This is a genomic window from Mycobacterium sp. Marseille-P9652, assembly GCF_902652685.1.
Classification (GTDB): Bacteria; Actinomycetota; Actinomycetes; order Mycobacteriales; family Mycobacteriaceae; genus Mycobacterium.
The window spans coordinates 48,143-67,515 of sequence record NZ_CACRUY010000015.1 but is presented as its reverse complement, the minus strand read 5'-3'; the positions used below and the strand labels follow the sequence as shown (position 1 = coordinate 67,515).

General features: G+C 69.3%; 17 protein-coding genes. 7 read left to right on the top strand and 10 right to left on the bottom strand.

Annotation, left to right across the window (positions count from 1 at the left end; genetic code table 11):
- The first annotated feature begins 48 nt into the window (after positions 1-48).
- The gene (locus GPY60_RS11190; RefSeq protein WP_156687739.1) at positions 49-522 is read left to right on the top strand and encodes a VOC family protein; all 474 of its coding nucleotides are present in this window, start codon (positions 49-51) and stop codon (positions 520-522) included.
- Entirely contained in the window at positions 513-1,949 is a 1,437-nt protein-coding gene (locus GPY60_RS11185; RefSeq protein WP_231639567.1) for a flavin-containing monooxygenase, read from the top strand. Before GPY60_RS11190 ends, GPY60_RS11185 begins: the two co-directional genes overlap by 10 nt.
- 166 nt (positions 1,950-2,115) lie before the next feature.
- On the opposite strand, the gene GPY60_RS11180 is transcribed toward GPY60_RS11185, so the two are convergent.
- On the bottom strand, positions 2,116-2,610 hold the full coding sequence (locus tag GPY60_RS11180) for a cupin domain-containing protein (protein ID WP_156687738.1): 495 nt from the start codon (positions 2,608-2,610) through the stop codon (positions 2,116-2,118).
- A gap of 10 nt (positions 2,611-2,620) precedes the next feature.
- Complete coding sequence (locus GPY60_RS11175; RefSeq protein WP_156687737.1) at positions 2,621-3,538, bottom strand: SDR family NAD(P)-dependent oxidoreductase; 918 nt, start codon at positions 3,536-3,538, stop codon at positions 2,621-2,623.
- A 104-nt stretch (positions 3,539-3,642) separates the two neighbouring features.
- Between GPY60_RS11175 and GPY60_RS11170 the strand changes: the two genes are divergently transcribed.
- Both GPY60_RS11170 and groL read left to right on the top strand, forming a co-directional pair.
- Entirely contained in the window at positions 3,643-4,209 is a 567-nt protein-coding gene (locus GPY60_RS11170; protein WP_156687736.1) for a TetR/AcrR family transcriptional regulator, read from the top strand.
- 198 nt (positions 4,210-4,407) lie between these two features.
- Positions 4,408-6,033, top strand: coding sequence for a chaperonin GroEL (gene groL / locus GPY60_RS11165; protein ID WP_156687735.1), 1,626 nt, complete (start codon positions 4,408-4,410; stop codon positions 6,031-6,033).
- 142 nt (positions 6,034-6,175) lie between these two features.
- Here the strand turns inward: groL and GPY60_RS11160 are convergent, their stop codons facing one another.
- The 3 genes from GPY60_RS11160 to GPY60_RS11150 all read right to left on the bottom strand — a co-directional run bounded on the left by GPY60_RS11160 (position 6,176) and on the right by GPY60_RS11150 (position 9,874).
- Positions 6,176-6,574, bottom strand: coding sequence for a pyridoxamine 5'-phosphate oxidase family protein (locus GPY60_RS11160; RefSeq protein WP_156687734.1), 399 nt, complete (start codon positions 6,572-6,574; stop codon positions 6,176-6,178).
- A gap of 124 nt (positions 6,575-6,698) precedes the next feature.
- A complete protein-coding gene (locus tag GPY60_RS11155) occupies positions 6,699-8,105 on the bottom strand; it encodes a PPE family protein (protein WP_156687733.1) in 1,407 nt (468 codons plus the stop codon).
- 38 nt (positions 8,106-8,143) lie between these two features.
- Positions 8,144-9,874: an N-acyl-D-amino-acid deacylase family protein gene (locus GPY60_RS11150; RefSeq protein WP_156687732.1), complete on the bottom strand. Its 1,731-nt coding sequence runs from the start codon at positions 9,872-9,874 to the stop codon at positions 8,144-8,146.
- Positions 9,875-9,944: 70 nt separating this feature from the next.
- On the opposite strand from GPY60_RS11150, the gene GPY60_RS11145 reads away from it, so the two are divergent.
- Together GPY60_RS11145 and GPY60_RS11140 are read left to right on the top strand one after the other, a co-directional pair.
- Positions 9,945-10,457 (top strand): mycothiol transferase, encoded by a 513-nt coding sequence (locus GPY60_RS11145; protein WP_156687731.1) that lies wholly within the window; start codon positions 9,945-9,947, stop codon positions 10,455-10,457.
- 10 nt (positions 10,458-10,467) lie between these two features.
- A complete protein-coding gene (locus GPY60_RS11140) occupies positions 10,468-11,337 on the top strand; it encodes a hypothetical protein (protein ID WP_156687730.1) in 870 nt (289 codons plus the stop codon).
- On the opposite strand, the gene GPY60_RS11135 is transcribed toward GPY60_RS11140, so the two are convergent.
- The 5 genes from GPY60_RS11135 to GPY60_RS11115 form a co-directional block, all read right to left on the bottom strand.
- Complete coding sequence (locus GPY60_RS11135; protein WP_156687729.1) at positions 11,324-12,991, bottom strand: cytochrome c biogenesis protein DipZ; 1,668 nt, start codon at positions 12,989-12,991, stop codon at positions 11,324-11,326. The genes GPY60_RS11140 and GPY60_RS11135 overlap by 14 nt on opposite strands.
- A gap of 2 nt (positions 12,992-12,993) precedes the next feature.
- Positions 12,994-15,870, bottom strand: coding sequence for an MMPL/RND family transporter (locus GPY60_RS11130; protein ID WP_156687728.1), 2,877 nt, complete (start codon positions 15,868-15,870; stop codon positions 12,994-12,996).
- On the bottom strand, positions 15,867-16,286 hold the full coding sequence (locus tag GPY60_RS11125; RefSeq protein ID WP_156687727.1) for an MmpS family protein: 420 nt from the start codon (positions 16,284-16,286) through the stop codon (positions 15,867-15,869). The genes GPY60_RS11130 and GPY60_RS11125 overlap by 4 nt, the downstream gene beginning before the upstream one ends.
- A 230-nt stretch (positions 16,287-16,516) precedes the next feature.
- Positions 16,517-16,963, bottom strand: coding sequence for a DUF5078 domain-containing protein (locus tag GPY60_RS11120; protein ID WP_156687726.1), 447 nt, complete (start codon positions 16,961-16,963; stop codon positions 16,517-16,519).
- Positions 16,964-17,032: 69 nt separating this feature from the next.
- Entirely contained in the window at positions 17,033-17,938 is a 906-nt protein-coding gene (locus GPY60_RS11115) for a crotonase/enoyl-CoA hydratase family protein (protein ID WP_156687725.1), read from the bottom strand.
- 166 nt (positions 17,939-18,104) lie between these two features.
- Here GPY60_RS11115 and GPY60_RS11110 point away from each other — a divergent pair, with 166 nt between their 5' ends.
- Entirely contained in the window at positions 18,105-19,373 is a 1,269-nt protein-coding gene (locus GPY60_RS11110; RefSeq protein ID WP_156687724.1) for a hypothetical protein, read from the top strand.

Genomic DNA, 19,373 nt, shown 5'->3' with positions numbered 1-19,373 from the left:
CAAAAATACCCATACGGCCGCGGGCCACCCCGACGTAAAGTCGAGAACGTGATTACCGGTCTGGCCCACACCGGGGTCTGCGTGCCCGACTGCGAGGCGGCCGTCGCCTTCTACCGGGACGTGTTGGGCCTGCATGTGCTCTCGCCGCCGTACGCCATCACCGGTAACGCCATTCACAACGACATGGGCGAGCTGGTGTCCGACCCCAGCATGAAGGCGGCCATCGTCGGGTTTCCCGGCGACGGCGACCGCGTGCTCGAGGTGATCGAGTACCTCAACGTCGAAGGGGCGGACCGGGGCGCCGCGCTCGCCGACCACGGGCTGTCGCACGTCGCGCTGCTCTGCGAGGACCTCGACGCCACCCGCGCGGAGCTGGAGAGCAAAGGTGTGCGGTTCCTGGTCAGGGGCATCGCCGAACTGGTCGGGGTGCGCACGACCTGGTTCGCCGACCCGTGGGGCGTGGTGTTCATCCTGGTCGAGAAGAGTCGGCCCGAGCGACCGTATTTCGCCCAGTGGTCCTGACCGTCGGCATCATCGGCGCCGGCGCCGGGGGCATCGCCATGGGCGTCCAGCTCGCCGAGGCCGGCTACGACTTCACGATCTTCGACCGGGCCGACGGGTTCGGCGGCACCTGGCGGCACAACACCTTTCCCGGCGCGGCCTGCGACGTCCCGTCGCACCTGTACTCGTACTCCTTCGCCCCCAACCCGCGGTGGAGCAAGACCTACGCAAACCAGCCCGAGATCCTCACCTACCTCGAGCAGGTGGCCGCCGAGCACGGGCTGGGCGCTCGTCTTCGGCCGGGCACCGCGATCGTCTCGGCGCGTTGGTCCGACCGCGACCGTCGCTGGACGCTGACGGGCGACGACGGGCGCGAGCACGCCTTCGACGTCGTCGTCAGCGCCGTCGGCATGCTCGACGTGCCCCACATCCCCGACATCCCGGGCGCCCAGCGGTTCCGCGGACGCCAATTCCATTCCGCGCGTTGGGATCACAGCAGGTCGACGGCCGGTGAGCGGGTCGCGTCGATCGGCACCGGCGCCAGCGCCATCCAGTACGTCCCGGCGATCGCGCCGCAAACCGCGCACCTGACGGTGTTCCAGCGGACCCCGATCTGGATCGCCCCGCGGTTCGACTTCCCGTTCACCCCCGAGCAGCAGGAGCTCTTCGAGCGCGACCCGGCCGCGGCGCGAAAGCTGCGTCAGGAGGCCTTCGACGCCTACGAGTCGGCCGGCTTCGACGTCGACGACGCCCAGACCCGGGAGGCGACCGAACTGGCCCGCAGCTACCTGGCGCGCAAGGTGGCCGACCCCGAGCTGCGGGCGAAGCTGACACCCGACTACCCGGCGGGCTGCAAGCGGCCGCTGATGTCCCGCGACTGGTACCCGACGCTCGCGCTGCCCAACGTCAGCCTGGAAACCACGCCCATCGCCGAGATCACCGAACGCGGCGTGCGCACGGCCGACGGCGTCGAGCACCGCGTGGACACCATCGTCTACGGCACCGGATTTTCCGCGGCCGACTACCTGGCCAGCATCGACGTGCACGGGACCGGCGGACGGCACCTGCGCGAGGACTGGAGCGAGGGCGCCGAGGCCTACCTCGGCACGCTGGTGGCCGGCTACCCGAACTTCTTCACGCTGTACGGCCCCAACACCAACGGCGTGAACTCGATCATCTACATCCACGAAGCGCAGACGACCTTCGTCCGCCGCATCCTCGACGTCCTGCGCGCCCGCCGGGCGCGCACGGTCGAGGTCACGCCCGAGGCGCAGCGCCGCTACAACGACGAGATCCAGGCCGCGATGGTCGGCAAGGTGTGGCTGGCGTGCGACAACTACTTCCGGCACCCCAGCGGCAAGGTGGTCACCCAGCTGCCCTACAGCGGCCGGACCTTCTACGAACGCACGCGTGAACTGGTCGAAAGCGACTACCGGTTCGCGGGGTAGCCAATCCCGGTGGCCGCTCGCGTCTCATCAGCCGGATCCGCGCCCCCGCCCGGACCGGGGTGCTGAAATCCCTTTCGGTCCGTATCCGCGCCGCGGTGGCGGCCCGTCGGGACGGCTTCTTCGCCTGCACCCGCCACACCCTACGCACGGTCGGGGAACCTGCGGGTTACTGAACCCAGAAATTATCGTGGCGAATGAACCACTCCCGGCGCTCGTCGTCGGTCATGTCGGCCAGCGCGGCGAAGCCCTCGAAGTAGGCCTCGCGCGGGGCGCCGGGCGCGAACAGCATCAGGATCGACGCCGGCTCGTCCGCCCCGTTGCGGAAGCCGTGCACCCCGCCGGGCGGGACGTAGAGGAAGTCGCCCTGGTGCCCGTCGGCCCACCGGACGCCGTCGTAGAGCTTCATCGTCCCGCTCAGGACGAAGAACGCCTCGGACATCGCGCGGTGGAAGTGCGGCCCGGGGCCACCGCCGTTCGGCGGGATGTCCACCCGGTACAGGCCGTAGTCGCCGCCGGTCGCCTCCTGGTTGGCCAGGTAGTGGTACTTGACCCCGGCCGTTTCGTAGTCCGGCGGTTCGCCTGCCCGCTTGAGCCAGGCGCTGATCTCCGGCTCGTCCTCGGTGTAGCGCGGCGGCGGGTAGGGCGGCACGACGAGGGACATGCCCCCAGTGTTACCCCCCGAGCGGGTACACCACCCCGGTCAGCTCCTCGGACACCGCCCAAAGCCGGCGCTGCATTTCGGCGTCGTGCGACTTCGCGCTGGACGAGACGAGCTTCGGGTGGCCGCGCGTCTCGGCGAAGCCGTCGGGACCGTAGTACTGGCCGCCGAGCACGCCCGGGTCGGTGGCGGCGCGCAGCGTCGGGAGCGCGCCCATCGCCGCGTCCTGGGCGATCAGGTTGAAGAACACGTTGACGAGCGGCCGGAACGCCGCGGGCGTGTAGCGGCCCAGCTCGGTGTTCGACCCGCCGGGGTGGGCGGCGGCGGCGATGGTCGTGCCGTGCGGGGCGAGCCTGCGCTGCAATTCGTAGGTGAACAGCAGGTTGGCCAGCTTTGCCTGCCCGTACGCCGCCACGCGGTTGTAGCGGCGCTCCCACTGCAGGTCGTCGAAGTGGATGTCGGCCAGGATGCGGTGGCCCATGCTGCTCACGGTCACGACCCGTGAACCGGGGACCGGCAGCAGCCGGTCCAGCAGCAGGCCGGTCAGCGCGAAGTGGCCCAGGTGGTTGGTGCCGAACTGCATCTCGAAGCCGTCTTTGGTGGTCTCCTTCGGCGTGTACATGACGCCGGCGTTGTTGATCAGCAGGTCGATCCGCTCGTAGGCGGACTTGAGCTGGTCGGCGGCGGCGCGCACGGAGTCCAGTGACGTCAGGTCCAGCTCCTGCAACACCACGTCGGCGCCGGGGCTCTTGGCGGTGATCCGGGCGGCGGCGTCCTTGCCCTTGTCGAGGTTGCGCACCGCGAGCACGACGCGCGCGCCCTTGTCGGCCAGCGCGGCGGCGGTTTCGTAGCCGAGGCCGGTGTTGGCCCCGGTGATGACGGCGACGCGGCCGGTCTGGTCGGGAATGTCCGCGGTGGTCCACTTGGCCATGTGCAGCTCCTGCAACTAGTAGAGTAAACGGGGCGAGCGCTCCGGTTGATGATCACTATACGGAACGCACGCCCCGCTTTGTCAACCGAATCGATGGTGAACACATGGCGCAACCGGACCGGCCGCTGCGGGCCGACGCGGCGCGCAACCGCGCCCGCGTGCTGGACGTCGCCTACCAGACCTTCGCGGCCGAGGGCTTGTCGGTGCCGATCGACGAGATCGCGCGCCGCGCCGGCGTCGGCGCGGGGACGGTCTACCGCCACTTCCCCACCAAAGACGCGCTGTTCGCGGCCGTCATCGACGACCGCATGCGGCACCTGGTCGACGACGGGCGCGCCCTGTTGGGGACGGCGGGGCCCGGCGAGGCGCTGTTCGCCTTCCTGCGCTCGATGGTGTTGCAGTGGGGTGCGGCGGACCGCGGCCTGGTCGACGCCCTGGCCGGCTACGGGATTGACATCGCCTGCGCCGCGCCCGACGCCGAGGACGCCTTCAAGGCCATGCTCGCCGAGCTGCTGCACGCCGCCCAGCAGGCGGGTACGGCGCGGCGGGACATCGGGATGGGGGATCTCAAGGCGATCCTCGTCGGCTGCCAGGCCATGCAGGCGTACGACGCGGCGCTGGCCGAGCGGGCGACGGACGTTGTCATCGACGGTCTTCGCGCTGGGCGATAACGCCCCGCGTGTTCTTGCACTCGGCATAGGCGAGTGCTAAGAATGACGTTGGCACTCCCGACCGGTGAGTGCTAGGTCGGGACGGTGAGGCCAGTCTGGTCGTCCGTCGCGGGCACTGCGCCCGGCCAGCGTAAGTAACGGGGTCGTCCTCACCCGGTCACCCCTGGTCCATTCCCGATCCGGAGGAATCACTTCGCAATGGCCAAGACAATTGCGTACGACGAAGAGGCCCGTCGGGGCCTCGAGCGGGGGCTCAACGCCCTCGCCGACGCGGTAAAGGTGACGTTGGGTCCCAAGGGCCGCAACGTCGTCCTGGAGAAGAAGTGGGGTGCCCCCACGATCACCAACGATGGTGTGTCCATCGCCAAGGAGATCGAGCTGGAGGACCCGTACGAGAAGATCGGCGCCGAGCTGGTCAAGGAAGTCGCCAAGAAGACCGACGACGTCGCCGGTGACGGCACCACGACGGCGACGGTGCTGGCCCAGGCGCTGGTCCGCGAGGGCCTGCGCAACGTCGCGGCCGGCGCCAACCCGCTGGGCCTCAAGCGCGGCATCGAGAAGGCCGTCGAGAAGGTCACCGAGACCCTGCTGAAGTCCGCCAAGGAGGTCGAGACCAAGGAGCAGATCGCCGCCACCGCCGCGATCTCCGCGGGCGACCAGTCGATCGGCGACCTGATCGCCGAGGCGATGGACAAGGTCGGCAACGAGGGCGTCATCACGGTCGAGGAGTCCAACACGTTCGGCCTGCAGCTCGAGCTCACCGAGGGCATGCGGTTCGACAAGGGCTACATCTCGGGCTACTTCGTCACCGACGCCGAGCGTCAGGAAGCGGTCCTCGAGGACCCGTTCATCCTGCTGGTCAGCTCCAAGGTGTCGACGGTCAAGGACCTGCTCCCGCTGCTGGAGAAGGTCATCCAGGCCGGCAAGCCGCTGCTGATCATCGCCGAGGACGTCGAGGGCGAGGCCCTGTCCACCCTGGTGGTCAACAAGATCCGCGGCACGTTCAAGTCGGTGGCGGTCAAGGCCCCCGGCTTCGGCGACCGCCGCAAGGCGATGCTGCAGGACATGGCCATCCTCACGGGCGGCCAGGTCATCAGCGAGGAGGTCGGCCTTTCGCTGGAGAGCGCCGACGTCGCGCTGCTGGGCAAGGCCCGCAAGGTCGTCGTCACCAAGGACGAGACCACCATCGTCGAGGGCGCCGGTGACACCGACGCCATCGCCGGGCGCGTGGCCCAGATCCGCCAGGAGATCGAGAACAGCGACTCCGACTACGACCGCGAGAAGCTGCAGGAGCGCCTGGCCAAGCTGGCCGGCGGTGTTGCGGTGATCAAGGCCGGCGCCGCCACCGAGGTGGAGCTCAAGGAGCGCAAGCACCGCATCGAGGACGCGGTGCGCAACGCCAAGGCCGCCGTCGAGGAGGGCATCGTCGCCGGTGGTGGCGTGGCCCTGCTGCACGCGACCCCGGCGCTGGACGAGCTGAAGCTCTCCGGCGACGAGGCGACCGGCGCGAACATCGTTCGCGTCGCGCTCGAGGCCCCGCTGAAGCAGATCGCCTTCAACTCCGGGCTGGAGCCCGGCGTTGTGGCCGAGAAGGTCCGCAACTCGCCCGCCGGCACCGGCCTGAACGCCGCCACCGGCGAGTACGAGGACCTGCTCAAGGCCGGCGTTGCCGACCCGGTCAAGGTCACCCGCTCGGCGCTGCAGAACGCCGCGTCGATCGCCGGGCTGTTCCTGACGACCGAGGCCGTCGTCGCCGACAAGCCGGAGAAGGCGGCGGCTCCCGCGGGCGACCCGACCGGCGGCATGGGCGGCATGGACTTCTAAGAAGTCAACGGAAAAGCCCGGTTCCCCTTGGGAGCCGGGCTTTTTCGTGCGTCGAGACTGCGTACAGCGTCAAGAACCGGGAGGAGAACCCGCTCTCACCGCAGTTTCGGCGACGTCATTGCAGACTCGGCGTTCGACAACGCTAAGCGGGCAGCGAGAACACCACGCAGTCGTGCAGGCAGCCCTTGGCCGCCTCCGGGGAGTCGGGCGCGGCGTCGCGGTGCAGCAGCGCGCGGGTGGGCACCACGCCCAGGCGGGCGGTCTCGTCGCCGGCGGAAGACACGGTTGCCTCGCCGTCGACGATCAGCGAGTACCCGCCCGGCTCGGTCGGCGGCCACAGCAGGGTGACGTCGCCGCGCCGGGCGAGGTTCCGCCGGGTGCGTCCCCCGATGAGCCCGACGTCGAGCGTCTCCCCCCGCAACCGCGGCTCGACCGCCACGGTGTGCGGGCGATACCCGTCGTCGACCGTGATCAGGTAGGCAAACGGGAAGTCGGGAAGAGCTGCTGCCAGCCGGTCGAAGTCCACCTTCTTGGCGCCCATGCCGTCGAGGATAGGCCGCTATCGAAGGCGGCGACCCGCCTCGCCCGGCTTCGCCGCGCTCGCGATCGCCGCTATCGAAGGCGGCGACCCGCCTCGCCCGGCTTCGCCGCGCTCGCGATCGCCGCTACTCGGGGAAGACCGGCTCCCTGGTGCCCGCGTTGGCGTCGGCGGGCGGGCGGTCGCCCTTGAAGAAGTTCGAGCTCGGTATGGCCGACTCGCGGCCCGCGGGGCGGATAGTCGTCTCGCTGCCGGACGCGGCGGGGAAGAAGGCGGCCGGGGCGGCCGTGGTCGTGCGCAGTCCCGGCGGGGTGGGAGTGCTGCCGCCGACCGGGCCGGCGACGCCGGAGTTGGCGTTGCCGGACTCCATGCCGGCGGCCGCCATCCCCGCGGTGCCCGCGTCGGCTATGGAGCCGGTGACGGCCGGGCCGGCGGTTGCGGTGTGGAGCAGGCTGGGACTGGCGATGCCCGGGTTGAGGCCCCCGGTGGTTGCGGCCGCGGTGTTCAGCAACCCCGTTCCGACGTTGGCGGCGCCCAGCCCGCCGGTGGCGTAGTGGCCGGAGCCGAACGACGACTCGGACCCGGCGACGTTGTCCTGCAAGAAGCCGGTGTTGGCGTAGCCGTTGTTCAGGAAGCCCGCATTGACGCTGCCCGAGTTCATGAGGCCGGCGTTGGTGGACCCTGCATTTCCGATGCCGAAGTTGCCGCTGCCGGAGTTGAAAAAGCCGATGTTGTTGTTACCCGAATTGAAGAAGCCGATGTTGCCGGTGCCCGAGTTGAATCCCCCGAAGCCAATTTGGCCATTGCCGCTCAGCCCAATTCCGAAGTCGTTGCTGCCGGAATTGCCGAACCCGAGGTTGTTGTTGCCCTGGTTACCGAAGCCGAGGTTGCTGTTGCCCGAGTTTCCCGAGCCAACGTTCTGGGCGCCGCTGTTTCCGAAGCCCATGTTGGGCACGCTCAGCGGACCCCAACTGATTTTGCCGTTGTTGAACTCGAAGCCCACCTTCTGCAGGAGTTGCTGCCAGGGCGCCAACTGCGCGGCGGCGGCCGACGCGTCGGCGTGGTAGCCGAACATGGCGGCGACGTCCGCGGCCCACATCGCCTCGTAGGCCGCCTCGGTGTCCATGATCGCCGGGATGTTGAACCCGAACCAGTTCGTCGCCGCCAACGCCTGTACGAGTTGCCGATTGGCGGCCACCACCGCGGGCTGAACCGTTGCGGCCACCGCCGTCTCGAAGGCGGCCGCGATCGCGGAGGCCTGGGTGGAGGCGGCCTCGGCCTGGGCCGCGGCGGCGCTGAGCCAGCTCACGTATTGCGTGGCGACGGCCATCATCGCCGCGGCCGACGCGCCCTGCCAGGAGCCGTTGACAAGATCCGATGTCACCGAAAAGAATGACGACGCCGACGAAGTCAGGTTCTCGGCCAGCCCGTCCCAGGCTTCTGCCGCAGCAAGCAGCGGCGCCGCTCCAGGACCGGCGTAAAGTAGTGCCGAGTTGATTTCAGGCGGCAACCACGCAAAATGCGGGCTCGTCACTGACCCAACTTAACCGGGATGGGCCGCCCTTCGTGGCGTTATGGAGCAGGTATCGGGGCCGGCTTGCGGCCGCGGACCAACTTTCCGGGACGGGCGTCGGTCGGAACGCCATTTTCGGCAATTACTTCCCCCGACACAATGGTTGCCACGTATCCTTCGGCCGTCTGGTCCAGCCGCCGGCCACCCGCCGGCAGGTCGTGACGGATCACCGGCTTGTGCAGCCGCAGGGCGGCGTGATCGATGACGTTCAGGTCGGCCTTGTAGCCGACGGCGATGCGGCCCCGGTCGCCCAGTCCGGCCACGCGGGCCGGCACCGACGTCAGCTCGCGGACGGCCTCGGGCACCGTGAAGCGTCCCGATTTCCGGTCGCGGGCCCAGTGCGCCAGGAAAAACGTCGAATAGCTGGCGTCGCAGATCATCCCGTAGTGGGCGCCGCCGTCGCCGAGGCCGAGCACCACGTCGTCGCGGTGCAGCAGCTTTCCGACGGTGTCCAGCGAGTTGTAGGCGAGGTTGCTGGTGGCCACCAGCAGCATGGCGCGGCCCTCGTCGTCGAGGAGGCGGTCGTAGGCCTCCTCCATCGGGTCCACCCCGCGGGCGCGGGCTCGGGCGCCGATGCTGGTCGACGGGTCGGGCTCGTAGTCGGGGGTGTCGCCCAGCGGGAAAATCCAGTCCCACATCTGCGCCACGTAGAGGATCGGGTGCCCGGTGCCGGGCTTGTCGGCCAGGATGCGGGCGCGGACCTCCGGCTTGCGCATCTGGACCACCCGCTCGGCCAGCGGCAGGTGCGCGATCTCGCGGTAGCTGGGGTAGAGGATGAACGGGTTGGCGGACAGCTGCAACCCGATGATCAGCCCGATCGGGCGCGGCAGCAGCTGCGCCGTGATGTCTCCGCCGGCCGCGTTCGCCTTCTCGATCATGGTGATCGCGTCCTCCCACGTCGGATCGCCGGAGTTGGCGACGATCAGCGTGAACGTGACGGGCAGGCCGACGTCCTCGGCCACGTCGAACACCGTCTGCAGCACCGGCTGGTAGCCGCCGGCCGGGATGTCGGGCACGAACTGCAGGAGCCCGCCGCCGCCGTCGACCACGCCCTTGGCGATCTCCTCGATCTCCTCCCGGGCGGCGTCGTAGCTGGGGATCGGCGAACCGCTCTCGGTCTTGTGGATCGTGAACCGCGACGTCGCGAAGCCCAGAGCGCCGGCCTCGATCGCCTCGGTGGCCAGCGCCCGCATCCTGGCCAGGTCGTCCTCCGTGGCCGGCTCGCGGTCGGCGCCGCGCCGGCCCATCACGTAGACGCGCAAGGGCGAATGCGGCAGGAAGGCGGCGACGTCGATGTCGCGCTTGCCCGCGTCGAGCGCGTCAAGGTATTCGGGGAAGGTTTCCCAGGTCCACGGCAGGCCGTCGGTCATGACCACCCCGGGGATGTCCTCGACGCCGGCCATTACGTCGACCAGCACGTCGTGGTCGTCCTGGCGGCACGGCGCGAAGCCGACACCGCAGTTGCCCATCACCACCGTGGTCACGCCGTTCGCAGACGACGGTGTGAGCCGCTCCGACCAGATCGCCTGGCCGTCGTAGTGGGTGTGCAGGTCGACGAAGCCGGGCGTGACCAGCAGGCCGGTCGCGTCGATCTCGCGTGCGGCCGCCTCGCCGTTCACGTGGCCGACGGCCGTGATGATGCCGTCGCGGACCGCCACGTCCCCCACGTACGGTTCCCCTCCCAGCCCGTCGACGATGGTGCCGTTGCGGATGATGAGGTCGTAGGTCATCTAAATAATCTACGACCGCGTCCCGCGCTCATGCCAGGCTCGGCTGCCCGCCGTCGGTAGTGTCGGCCCTATGGCCAGCCCCGACGAAGCAGCGAAAGAACTCCTCCGCGACGCGTTCACCCGGTTGATCGAACACGTCGACGAGCTCACCGACGGATTGACCGACGAGGTCTCCGACTACCGCCCGACCCCGGAGGCGAACAGCATCGCCTGGTTGATCTGGCACAGCGCCCGGGTGCAGGACATCCAGCTCGCGCACGTCGCCGGGGTCGAGGAGGTGTGGACCCGGGACGGGTGGGTGGACCGGTTCGCGCTGGACCTCCCCCGCCACGACACCGGCTACGGGCACGGGCCGGACGAGGTCGGGAAGGTCCACGCGTCCGCCGAGCTGCTGAGCGGCTACTACCACGCCGTGCACAGGCTCACCCTCGAATACGTCGCCGGCGTGACCGCCGACGAGCTGTCCCGGGTCGTGGACACCAATTGGGACCCGCCGGTGACGGCCAGCGCGCGGCTGGTCAGCATCATCGACGACTGCGCCCAGCACCTGGGGCAGGCGGCGTACCTGCGGGGAATTCAGTAGGTTCGCACGCGTGCGATTCGCGGCGGCGGTGCTGGCGTGGTTGGCCGCCACCGTGGCGCTGGCGGTGGCGGTACCCGCCTCGTGGGCCCAGGCGCACATCATCGACGCCGACGGCTACGCCGCGCTGGCGCGCGAGGCGGCCGGCGACCCGGCACTGCAGTCCGCCATGGCCTCCGAGCTCACCACCCGGGCCGTCACCCTCATCGCCGCCCGCGCCGGCGGTCGGTACCCGGTCGACGGCTCGCGGCTGCGCTGGGCCGCCAGCGCCTTCACGGCCGGGCCCGCGTTTCCGCCGATGTTCGAGCAGGCCAACCGCGCGGTGCACGGCTGGTTGTTCACCGACCGCGGCTCCGGTGATCCGTGGACGATCGACGTCGCCCCGATGCTCAAAGACGGCGCGATCCAGGCGCAGTTGAGCCGTCAGGGCGTGGCGGTGCCGGCCGCGCTGAGGGTTCCGGTGACCGCGTCGTTGCCCGGTTCGTGGCGGCAGGGACGGCTCAGGCCGTTCGCCACGTGGGGGCCCTGGGTGAGCGTCGGCGCGGCGGTGCTCAGCGGTTGCTGCGCCCTGCTCACGCTGGCCGCGGCCCGCAGCCGCGGACAGGCCATCAGCAGCCTGGGCGTCTCGGCGCTGATCGTCGGCGCGCTGGGTTGGGCCGGCACCGAGATCGGCCGTCCCTACGTCAACGACGGGCTCGACGGCGCCACCACCACCGATCTCCGCGACATCGGCGACGTCATGGTGACCCACGCCGAGGCCAGCCTGCACCACTGGCTGGACGTGACCCTGGTTGCCGGCGCCGCGCTGGTGGCGGTCGGCGTCGTCGTCGCGGTCGTGGGCGGCCTGCGGCGGAAGCAGGGGGCCGCCACTAGCCGAACGTGAACGAGAAGACTTGCAGACCGGGGCTGACGCCCAGGTCCAGCCCGTCGCTCGCGGCGGTCGGGTCGGCCACGATCCGGTGCAGCGTCGGTGGCCCGGCGATCTGCATCGTGGTCGTCCGTCCGCCCCGGCTCGCGGTGAGGGTTCCGGTGCCGCCGACCACCACGAAGACGTCCTTGGCCGTGTAGTCGAGGCGGATGGCGGCGTCGGGGCCGTCGGCGGTGGCGCCCTGGTCGTCGAGCGTCCAGCGCCCACGCAGGGCGAACCTGTCGGCCGGGAGCGTGGGCGGGTAGTCGTAGGTGGCGGTGCCCGCCCGATACGGACCGGCGCCGCCGTAGTAGGTGGCCTTGCCGGCGCCCAGATACGTCTCGGGGGTGAGCCGTCCGGTGGGAGTCGTGTCCGGCCCGTGGGCCGGCGCGGGGAGCCTGGCGCCGGGGTTCGCGTCGGCGAGCAGCTGCCGGATCAGCCTCTCGGTGCCGTCGTAGTCGCCCTCGCCGAACTTGGTGTGGCGGATCGTCCCGTTCGCGTCGATCAGGTATTCGGCCGGCCAGTACAGGTTCTGGTAGTTGTTCCACGTCGCGTAGTCGTTGTCCAGCGCGACGGGATAGGTGATGTGCAGCGCGGCCGCACCGCTGGCGACGTTGGCGGGAACGTGTTCGAACGCGTACTCGGGGGTGTGCACGCCCAGGACGACCAATCCGCTGTCGCGGTAGCGGCCGTACCAGTCGACGACGTGGCCGATGGCCCGCTGGCAGTTGATGCACGAGTACGCCCAGAAGTCGACGAGCACCACCTTGCCGCGCAGCGAGGCGAGGTCGACCGCGGCGCCGCCCGGGGTGTTGAGCCACTGGGCGATGCCGGTGACCCCGGGGGCCGGCCCGCACTGCTGGAGCTGGTCGGCGCCCTCGGTGCAGTCGGCGAGCTGGCCCTTGGGCGCGGCGCCGAGTTGCTGCTGAATGTGGTTGGCGCCGAGGTCTTTCTGCATGGCGGCGGTGTAGTCGGGGACGGCGCGCTGCAGCATCGCCGGCAGGTTGAACACGAGCGCCACGGCCAGCACGATCATCGCCACGCCGCCCGCGGCCTGGATCGCACGTTGCCGGCGGCGGAAGGCCGCGACCCGCTGTGTCACGCCGCGCCCGGCGAGCGCGAAGACGAGCAGGGGAACCGCGGTGCCGACCGCGAACGTCGCGGTCAGCAGCAGGACCGGGAGGCCCAACGACGCGGTGCCGCCGGCCACCACGATCGCGGCCAGCACGGGGCCGGCGCAGGGCACGTACAGGGCGCCCAGCGTGAGTCCGAGCCCGAATCCGCTTCTGCCGAGCGGGGTTTCGCGCAGCGGAATGCGCGCGAACGGCCGCTCGATCAATTCCCGCAGCGGCGGGAAGATCAGGCCCAGCCCGATGACCGTCAGCGCCACCAGGGCGCCCCAGCGGATCGCATCCTGCGGCAGGTGCAGCGCCGACAGCAGCGTCGAACCGGCCAGCGTCACCAGGCCGAAGCTACAGACCAGCCCGGCGATCACCAGATATGGCCGGGCCGAACGGGTTTGACCACCGACGGCTCCGGAGAAGAACACCACCGGCAGCACCGGCAGGATGCACGGCGAGATTCCGGTGATCAGGCCCCCGAGGAAGCCGATCAGTGCGACCGTGGGCATGGCTAGTCGGTGTACGCCAGGGCGCTGTCCCGGTCGGCGGGCCGCGACGGAACCCGCGGCGGGCGGGAGCGGACCCGGATCGGCCACCAGAACCACCGTCCCAGCAGCGCGGCGACGGACGGCGTCATGAAAGCACGCACGATGAGCGTGTCGAAGAGCAGGCCCAGGCCGATCGTGGTTCCCACCTGTCCGATGATCCGCACGTCGCTGACGACCATGGACGCCATCGTGAACGCAAAGACCAAGCCGGCGTTGGTCACCACCTTCCCGGTGCCGCCCATCGAGCGGATGATGCCGGTCTTCAGCCCCGCGTGGATCTCCTGCTTGAAGCGCGAGACCAGCAGCAGGTTGTAGTCCGATCCGACGGCCAACAGGACGATCACCGACATCGCCAGCACGAGCCAGTGCAACTGGATCCCGAGGATGTCCTGCCAGACAAGCACCGAGAGCCCGAACGACGCCCCCAAGGAAAGCGCCACCGTGCCCACGATCACCGCGGCGGCGACGAGCGCGCGGGTGAGGATCAGCATGATGATGAAAATGAGGCAGAGCGAAGAGATTCCGGCGATCACCAGGTCCCACCGGGCGCCGTCGGAGATGTCCTTGAACACGGCGCCGGTCCCCGCCAGATAGATCTTCGCGTCCTCCAACGGCGTTCCCTTGAGCGACTCTTCGGCCGCGGTGCGGATCTTGTCGATGCTGGCGATGCCCTCGGCCGACGCCGGGTCTCCGCGGTGCAGGATGATGAACCGCGCGGAATGCCCGTCGGGCGAGAGGAAGTTGTTCATCGCGCGCCGAAAGTCCTTGTTCTTGAACACCTCTGGCGGAAGATAGAACGAGTCGTCGTTCTTGGACGCGTCGAAGGCGTGGCCCATGGCCGTCGCGTTGTCACTCATCTCGTCCATCTGCGCGAAGATGCCCGACATGGTGCTGTGCATGTCGAGCATCATGGTGCGCATGTTCACCATCGTCTCGATCATGGGCGGGAACTGGGCGACCATCTCCGGCATCAGCCGGTCGAGCTCCTGGATGTCGCCGACGAGCACGGTCAGCTTGTCGTCGATCTGATCGACGCCGTCGAGAGCGTCGAAGATGGAGCGGAACGACCAGCAGATCGGGATGTCGAAACAGTGCCGCTCCCAATAGAAGTAGCTGCGGATCGGCCGCCAGAAGTCGTCGAAGTTGGCGATCTCGTCGCGCAGCTGATTGGTGATCTGCTGCATCTCCTCGGTGTCGCCGACCATCTTGTGGGTGACGCCGACCAGTCGCGTCATCAGGTCGTACATGTGCCGCATGGTCGCGATGGTCCTGGTCATCTCGTCGGCCTGCTTGAGCATGTTGTCCATCTGGTCGCGCTGGTATTTCATGCTCTGTGCCTGCGCCGCGTTCTGCATGCTCATCTGGAACGGGATCGACGTGTGGTCCATCGTCGTCCCGTCCGGCCGGGTGATTGCCTGGACGCGCGAGATCCCCGGGACCCGGAAGATCCCCTTGGCGAGCCGGTCCAACACCAGGAAGTCGGTCGGGTTGCGCATGTCGTGATTCGACTCGATCATCAGGATTTCCGGCTTCATTCGCGCCTGGGAGAAGTGGCGGTCCGCGGCCGTCAGGCCCTCGTTGGCGGGGATGGAGCTGGGCAGGTATTCGCGGTCGTTGTAGTTCGCCTTGTAGCCGGGCAGGGCGAGCAGGCCGATGAGGGCGATCGCGAGCGTGACGGCCAGGATCGGCAACGGCCAGCGGACCACCGCGGTGCCGACGCGGCGCCAGCCGCGGACACCGATCCTGCGCTTGGGGTCGAACAGGCCGAACCGGCTCCCGGCGGTCAGCACGGCGGGCCCCAGGGTGAGCGCGACCAGCACGGCGACCAGCATCCCGACCGCGCAGGGCACGCCGAGGGTCTGGAAGTACGGCATCCGCGTGAAGCTGAGGCAGAACGTCGCGCCGGCGATCGTCAGGCCGGAGCCCAGGATCACGTGAGCGGTCCCGCGATACATGGTGTAGAACGCCGAATCCCGGTCCTCGCCGGCCTGCCGCGCCTCCTGGTAACGGCCGATGATGAAGATCCCGTAGTCGGTGCCGGCCGCGATCGCCAGCGAGGTGAGCAGGCTGACCGCGAAGGTGGACAGGTTGAGCAGCCCGGTGTGGCCCATCAGCGCGACGGCCCCACGCGCCGCGGTCAACTCGAAACCGACCGTGACCAACAGCAGGATCACGGTGACGATCGAGCGGTACACGAACAGCAGCATGATCAGGATGACCGCGACCGTCGTGACCGTGATTCTGGCCGTGGACTTGTCGCCGCTGTGGTGCAGATCCGCGGCCATCGCGGCGACCCCGGTGACGTAGGCCTTGACGCCGGGCGGGGCGGGCACCCCGGCCACGATTTTGCGGACGGCCTCGACCGATTCGTTGGCCAGCGGCTCGCCCTGGTTGCCGGCGAGGTTCACCTGGACGGTCGTCGCCTTGCCGTCGTTGCTCTGGGCGCCGGCCGCGGTGAGCGGATCGCCCCAGAAGTCCTGGACGCTCAGCACGTGCGTCTTGTCCTCGCGCAGCTTGCGGACGATCGCGTCGTAGTACCGGTGGGCGTCGTCGCCGAGGGTCTGGTTGCTTTCCAGGACGATCATCGCCGAACTGTCGGTCTCGCCCTCCCGGAAGGCGTGGCCGATGCGCTTCATCGCCTCGAACGACGGCGCGTCCCGCGGGCTCAGCGACACCGAGCGTTCCTGCCCGACGACCTCGAGCGACGGGACGAACAGGCTGAAGGCGGCGGCGGCCGCGATCCAGAACAGGATGATCGGCACCGCGAAGGTGTGGAGGAGGCGGGCGAGGAGCGGCCGTTCGGTGTGGGTGGGCCCGGCGCCGGCGAAGTGGGTGGTCACGCGGACTTCACCACGCAGAACGTGTAGGCGCGGACCTCGTTGGAGATTCGCTCGGCCTTGACGACGTCGTCCACGGTGATCCGGCAGCCGACGCTGTCGCCGCTGGCGCGGGCCATGAGGTTGCCCATCATGGCGGCCTTGTCGGTGGTGACGCGCAGCGTCCACGGCAACGGCGCCCCGTCGACGCGGTGGGGATCGCCGTTGACGTCGAAGTAGCTGATGTCGGCGGTCGTCCCGGGCGGCCCGAACACCTCGTAGACGATGCGCTTCGGGTTGAACGGCTTGGGGTTTTGCAGGTTGCTGTCGGCATACGATTCGCGCTTCTGCGAGCCGAAGTAGCCGTGGACCCGGTCCACGATGAAGCCCCCGACGGCGACTACCGCCAGGATCACCAACGGGATCCAGAACCGCGACAGAAACCTGAAGATCGGCTGTCCCCTTTACCGGTTGGCACGCCGGCGGACGATCCGCCCGCTCGCCCATGTCCGGTTCCCGATTGCCCCGGCTGGGTGATCGGGAAGGCGAACAACCAAGGCTAGCCTAAGTAAACCACGGGCGATCAGCTGCCGAAGGCCGGAGCGGTCGCCGCCTTATCCTCGCGAAACGCAGTGTAACGACACCGTTCCGCCGGTAACCCGCTTTGGCGCTAGGCCCAGTTCCACACCGACATGTCGCCAGGCGGGTACTGGTTGCACACGTCGGTCGCCTTGGCGACCACGCCCTTGTTGTTGAAGAAGATCTTCATGTGGTTGACCCACGCGAACGTCAGCGGGTCGCCGTTGTAGAAGTTCTCGGAGTAGTCCCTGCGCTCCTGCGGTGACAACGAGAAGAACCAGTGGGCCTTGTCGATGGTCGCCTGCTGCAGGTTGGCGTGGTTGTTGAAGTCGATCATGTACCGCTGGTAGTACACGGGACTCGTGTCGCGCACGGCCGCCATGTACTGCTCGGCGTCGCAGGTGGTCGCGATCATCCGGCGGGGTACCGGGAAATCTTCCGTGGAGTCGGCCACCGCGGCCTTCGGAAAGGCGGTGGCGGCGATGCCCAGGGACAGCAAAACGGCGCCTGCACGCAGGCCAGAACTCAGCCGAGACATAGCTGTTACCGTAACACTTTCCAGGCCTGCGGTGGGAGCCGTCGCGACATTTCGTAGCCCGTCTCACTATCAGTCGTGATCTGGGACGATGACATGGCTCGGGTCGGGCCGTAGCTCCGGTGGCGCCTGGCTGTAGTCCCCGAACGGGCCGTCGCGCCGCTCGACCGCCGCGCGCACGCCCTCGGTCTGCGCGATCGTGATGAAATCGAGCGCGTCGGGGGTGTTGCGCATCAGGCCGTCGAGGATCCCGCCCAGCATCTGCGTGCTCGCCAGGCCCATGTTCTCGTAGGCCTGGTTCACGATCAGCTTCTGGGCGCGCAACTGCGACAACGGGATTCGCGCCAGCTCCGCGGCGATCTCCGCGACGCGGGCCTCGAGCCGCTCGAAGGGCACCGCCTCGTTGATCAGTTCGACCTCGGCGGCCTGCACCCCGGTGAGCGGCCGACCGGTCAGCGAGTGCCACTTCACCTTGGCCAGGCTCAACCGGTAGAGCCACATCCCGGTCAGGTAGGCGCCCCACATCCTGCTGTACGGGGTGCCGATCACGGCGTCCTCGCTGGCGATCACGAGGTCGGCGCACAGCGCGTAGTCGCTGGCCCCGCCGAGGCACCAGCCGTGGACCTGCGCGATCACCGGCTTGGACGCCCGCCAGATCGCCATGAACTTCTGCGTCGGCCCCGTCTCGCGGGCGGTGACCATCGCGAAGTCCTTGCCCGGGTCCCATCGGCCGTCGGTCATCATGGCTTCGCCCCAGTGCTGGAAGCCGCCGCCGAAGTCGTAGCCGCCCGAGAAGGCGCGGCCGGCGCCGCGCAGCACGATGACCTTGACCTCCGGATCGCGTTCGGCCAGGCCGACGGCCGCCTCGATCTCGTCGGGCATGGGCGGGACGATGGTGTTCAGGTGTTCCGGGCGGTTCAGCGTGATGGTCGCGACGGGGCCGGCCGTCGCGTACAGCAGGGTCTCGAAGTTCGCCATCGGTCAAGCGAAGTCGGTGGCGCGGTTCGTGTCCAGCGCGACTCTCGGGCCGGCCCGGCCAATTTTCGTCGGTTAGGCGCGGGCCCGCGCGACCGATCGCTAGCATGGTGATTCGGCGGGGGTGTGTCGGAAGGTCTGCAGCGGGCGAGTGATCGGCCAAGGTCGAATGGGCACGGTCGTCTCGGCCGCGGCCGCGATGGTGTTCACCGCGTTTTCGGTGGTCACCACCCTTCCCGTCCCCGCGCAGGCGGCCCCGTGTGCGGGCGACGGGGCCAACCCCGTCTCCTGCCAGAACTGCCTGATGTTCGTCGAGGCGTATCACACCTCGAACGTGTGCGACCACCCCGCTCCGCCGCGCCCCGTTCAGTCACCCCAGACCAGGCTGCCGCTGCCGACCCCGGAGGCCCCGCCGGAGCCGCTGCCGCTGGAGCCCGTTCCGCCGGTGCAGACGCCCAAGGCCATTCCGCCGAGTCCTTCGCCCCCGAGCACGGTTCCGGTGCAGAGCCCGCGGCTCAATCTCGGGGGCGCCGGGGTGCCGAAGAACGCGTCGGTGGTGACGCCCCCCAAAGGGCTGGACGCGCCACCGCAGGCCGTCGCGGATGCCAGGGGCGCGCCGGCGACGCGAATCGACCCCGCCAACCCGCCATTGCCGCCGATGCAGGTGTACGACTTCGACCACCAGGTGCAGAACGTGGTCGACGCCCACAACGGCAACGTCGACGTGGTGCACGCCGGCAACCAGGAGCTGGTGCGGCCCCGGCACTGGGACTACGTCGACTACGACGAGGATCACCGGCCGGCCCTGTACAACCCGCTGAGTGAGGCGATGACCTTCCGCTACCGCTACAACGGCGCCTATCGGGAGGCCTTCGTGCCGGCGGGCGGGCGGATCGTCCTCGACGTGGCCGCCGCCGGCGAATACCCGTTCACCGCGGTCGGATTCAGCCACGTGGCGTCCGGCAGCTTCCACGGCGGCGCCTGGATACCGCCGGCGGGCTCGGACGTCCCGCCGCCCCGGACCTACGCCGCGCCGCCCCCACCCGAGCTGTACCAGGACGTCCCCGCCTATGTCGCGGCGGCCAACCAGACCGTCGTGGTCGGCCAGGTGCAGGTGCTCGGCCACGACGACAGCCAACCCGCGGGCGGCCAGGACACGTTCCTGCTCGACGACTCCACCCTGGCGTGGGGTCAGGTGAGCGAATCCGACGGCAACGGGCAGATCAAAGTGACCAAGACCCAGTCGCTACCGGGCGCCGGGCCGACCGACAACGGCAGCCTCCTCATCGCGCTCGCAGCGCTCAAGCCGCCGGTTCAGCATTCCGAAACCTGGTGGCGTTCGGCGCTGGGATACGGCGGGCTGGGGTTGGTGGCCTGCCTCGCCGCCTGGCTGCTCGGGCGCCGGAATCGCAACCCGGACGTGTTCGTCGACGACTAG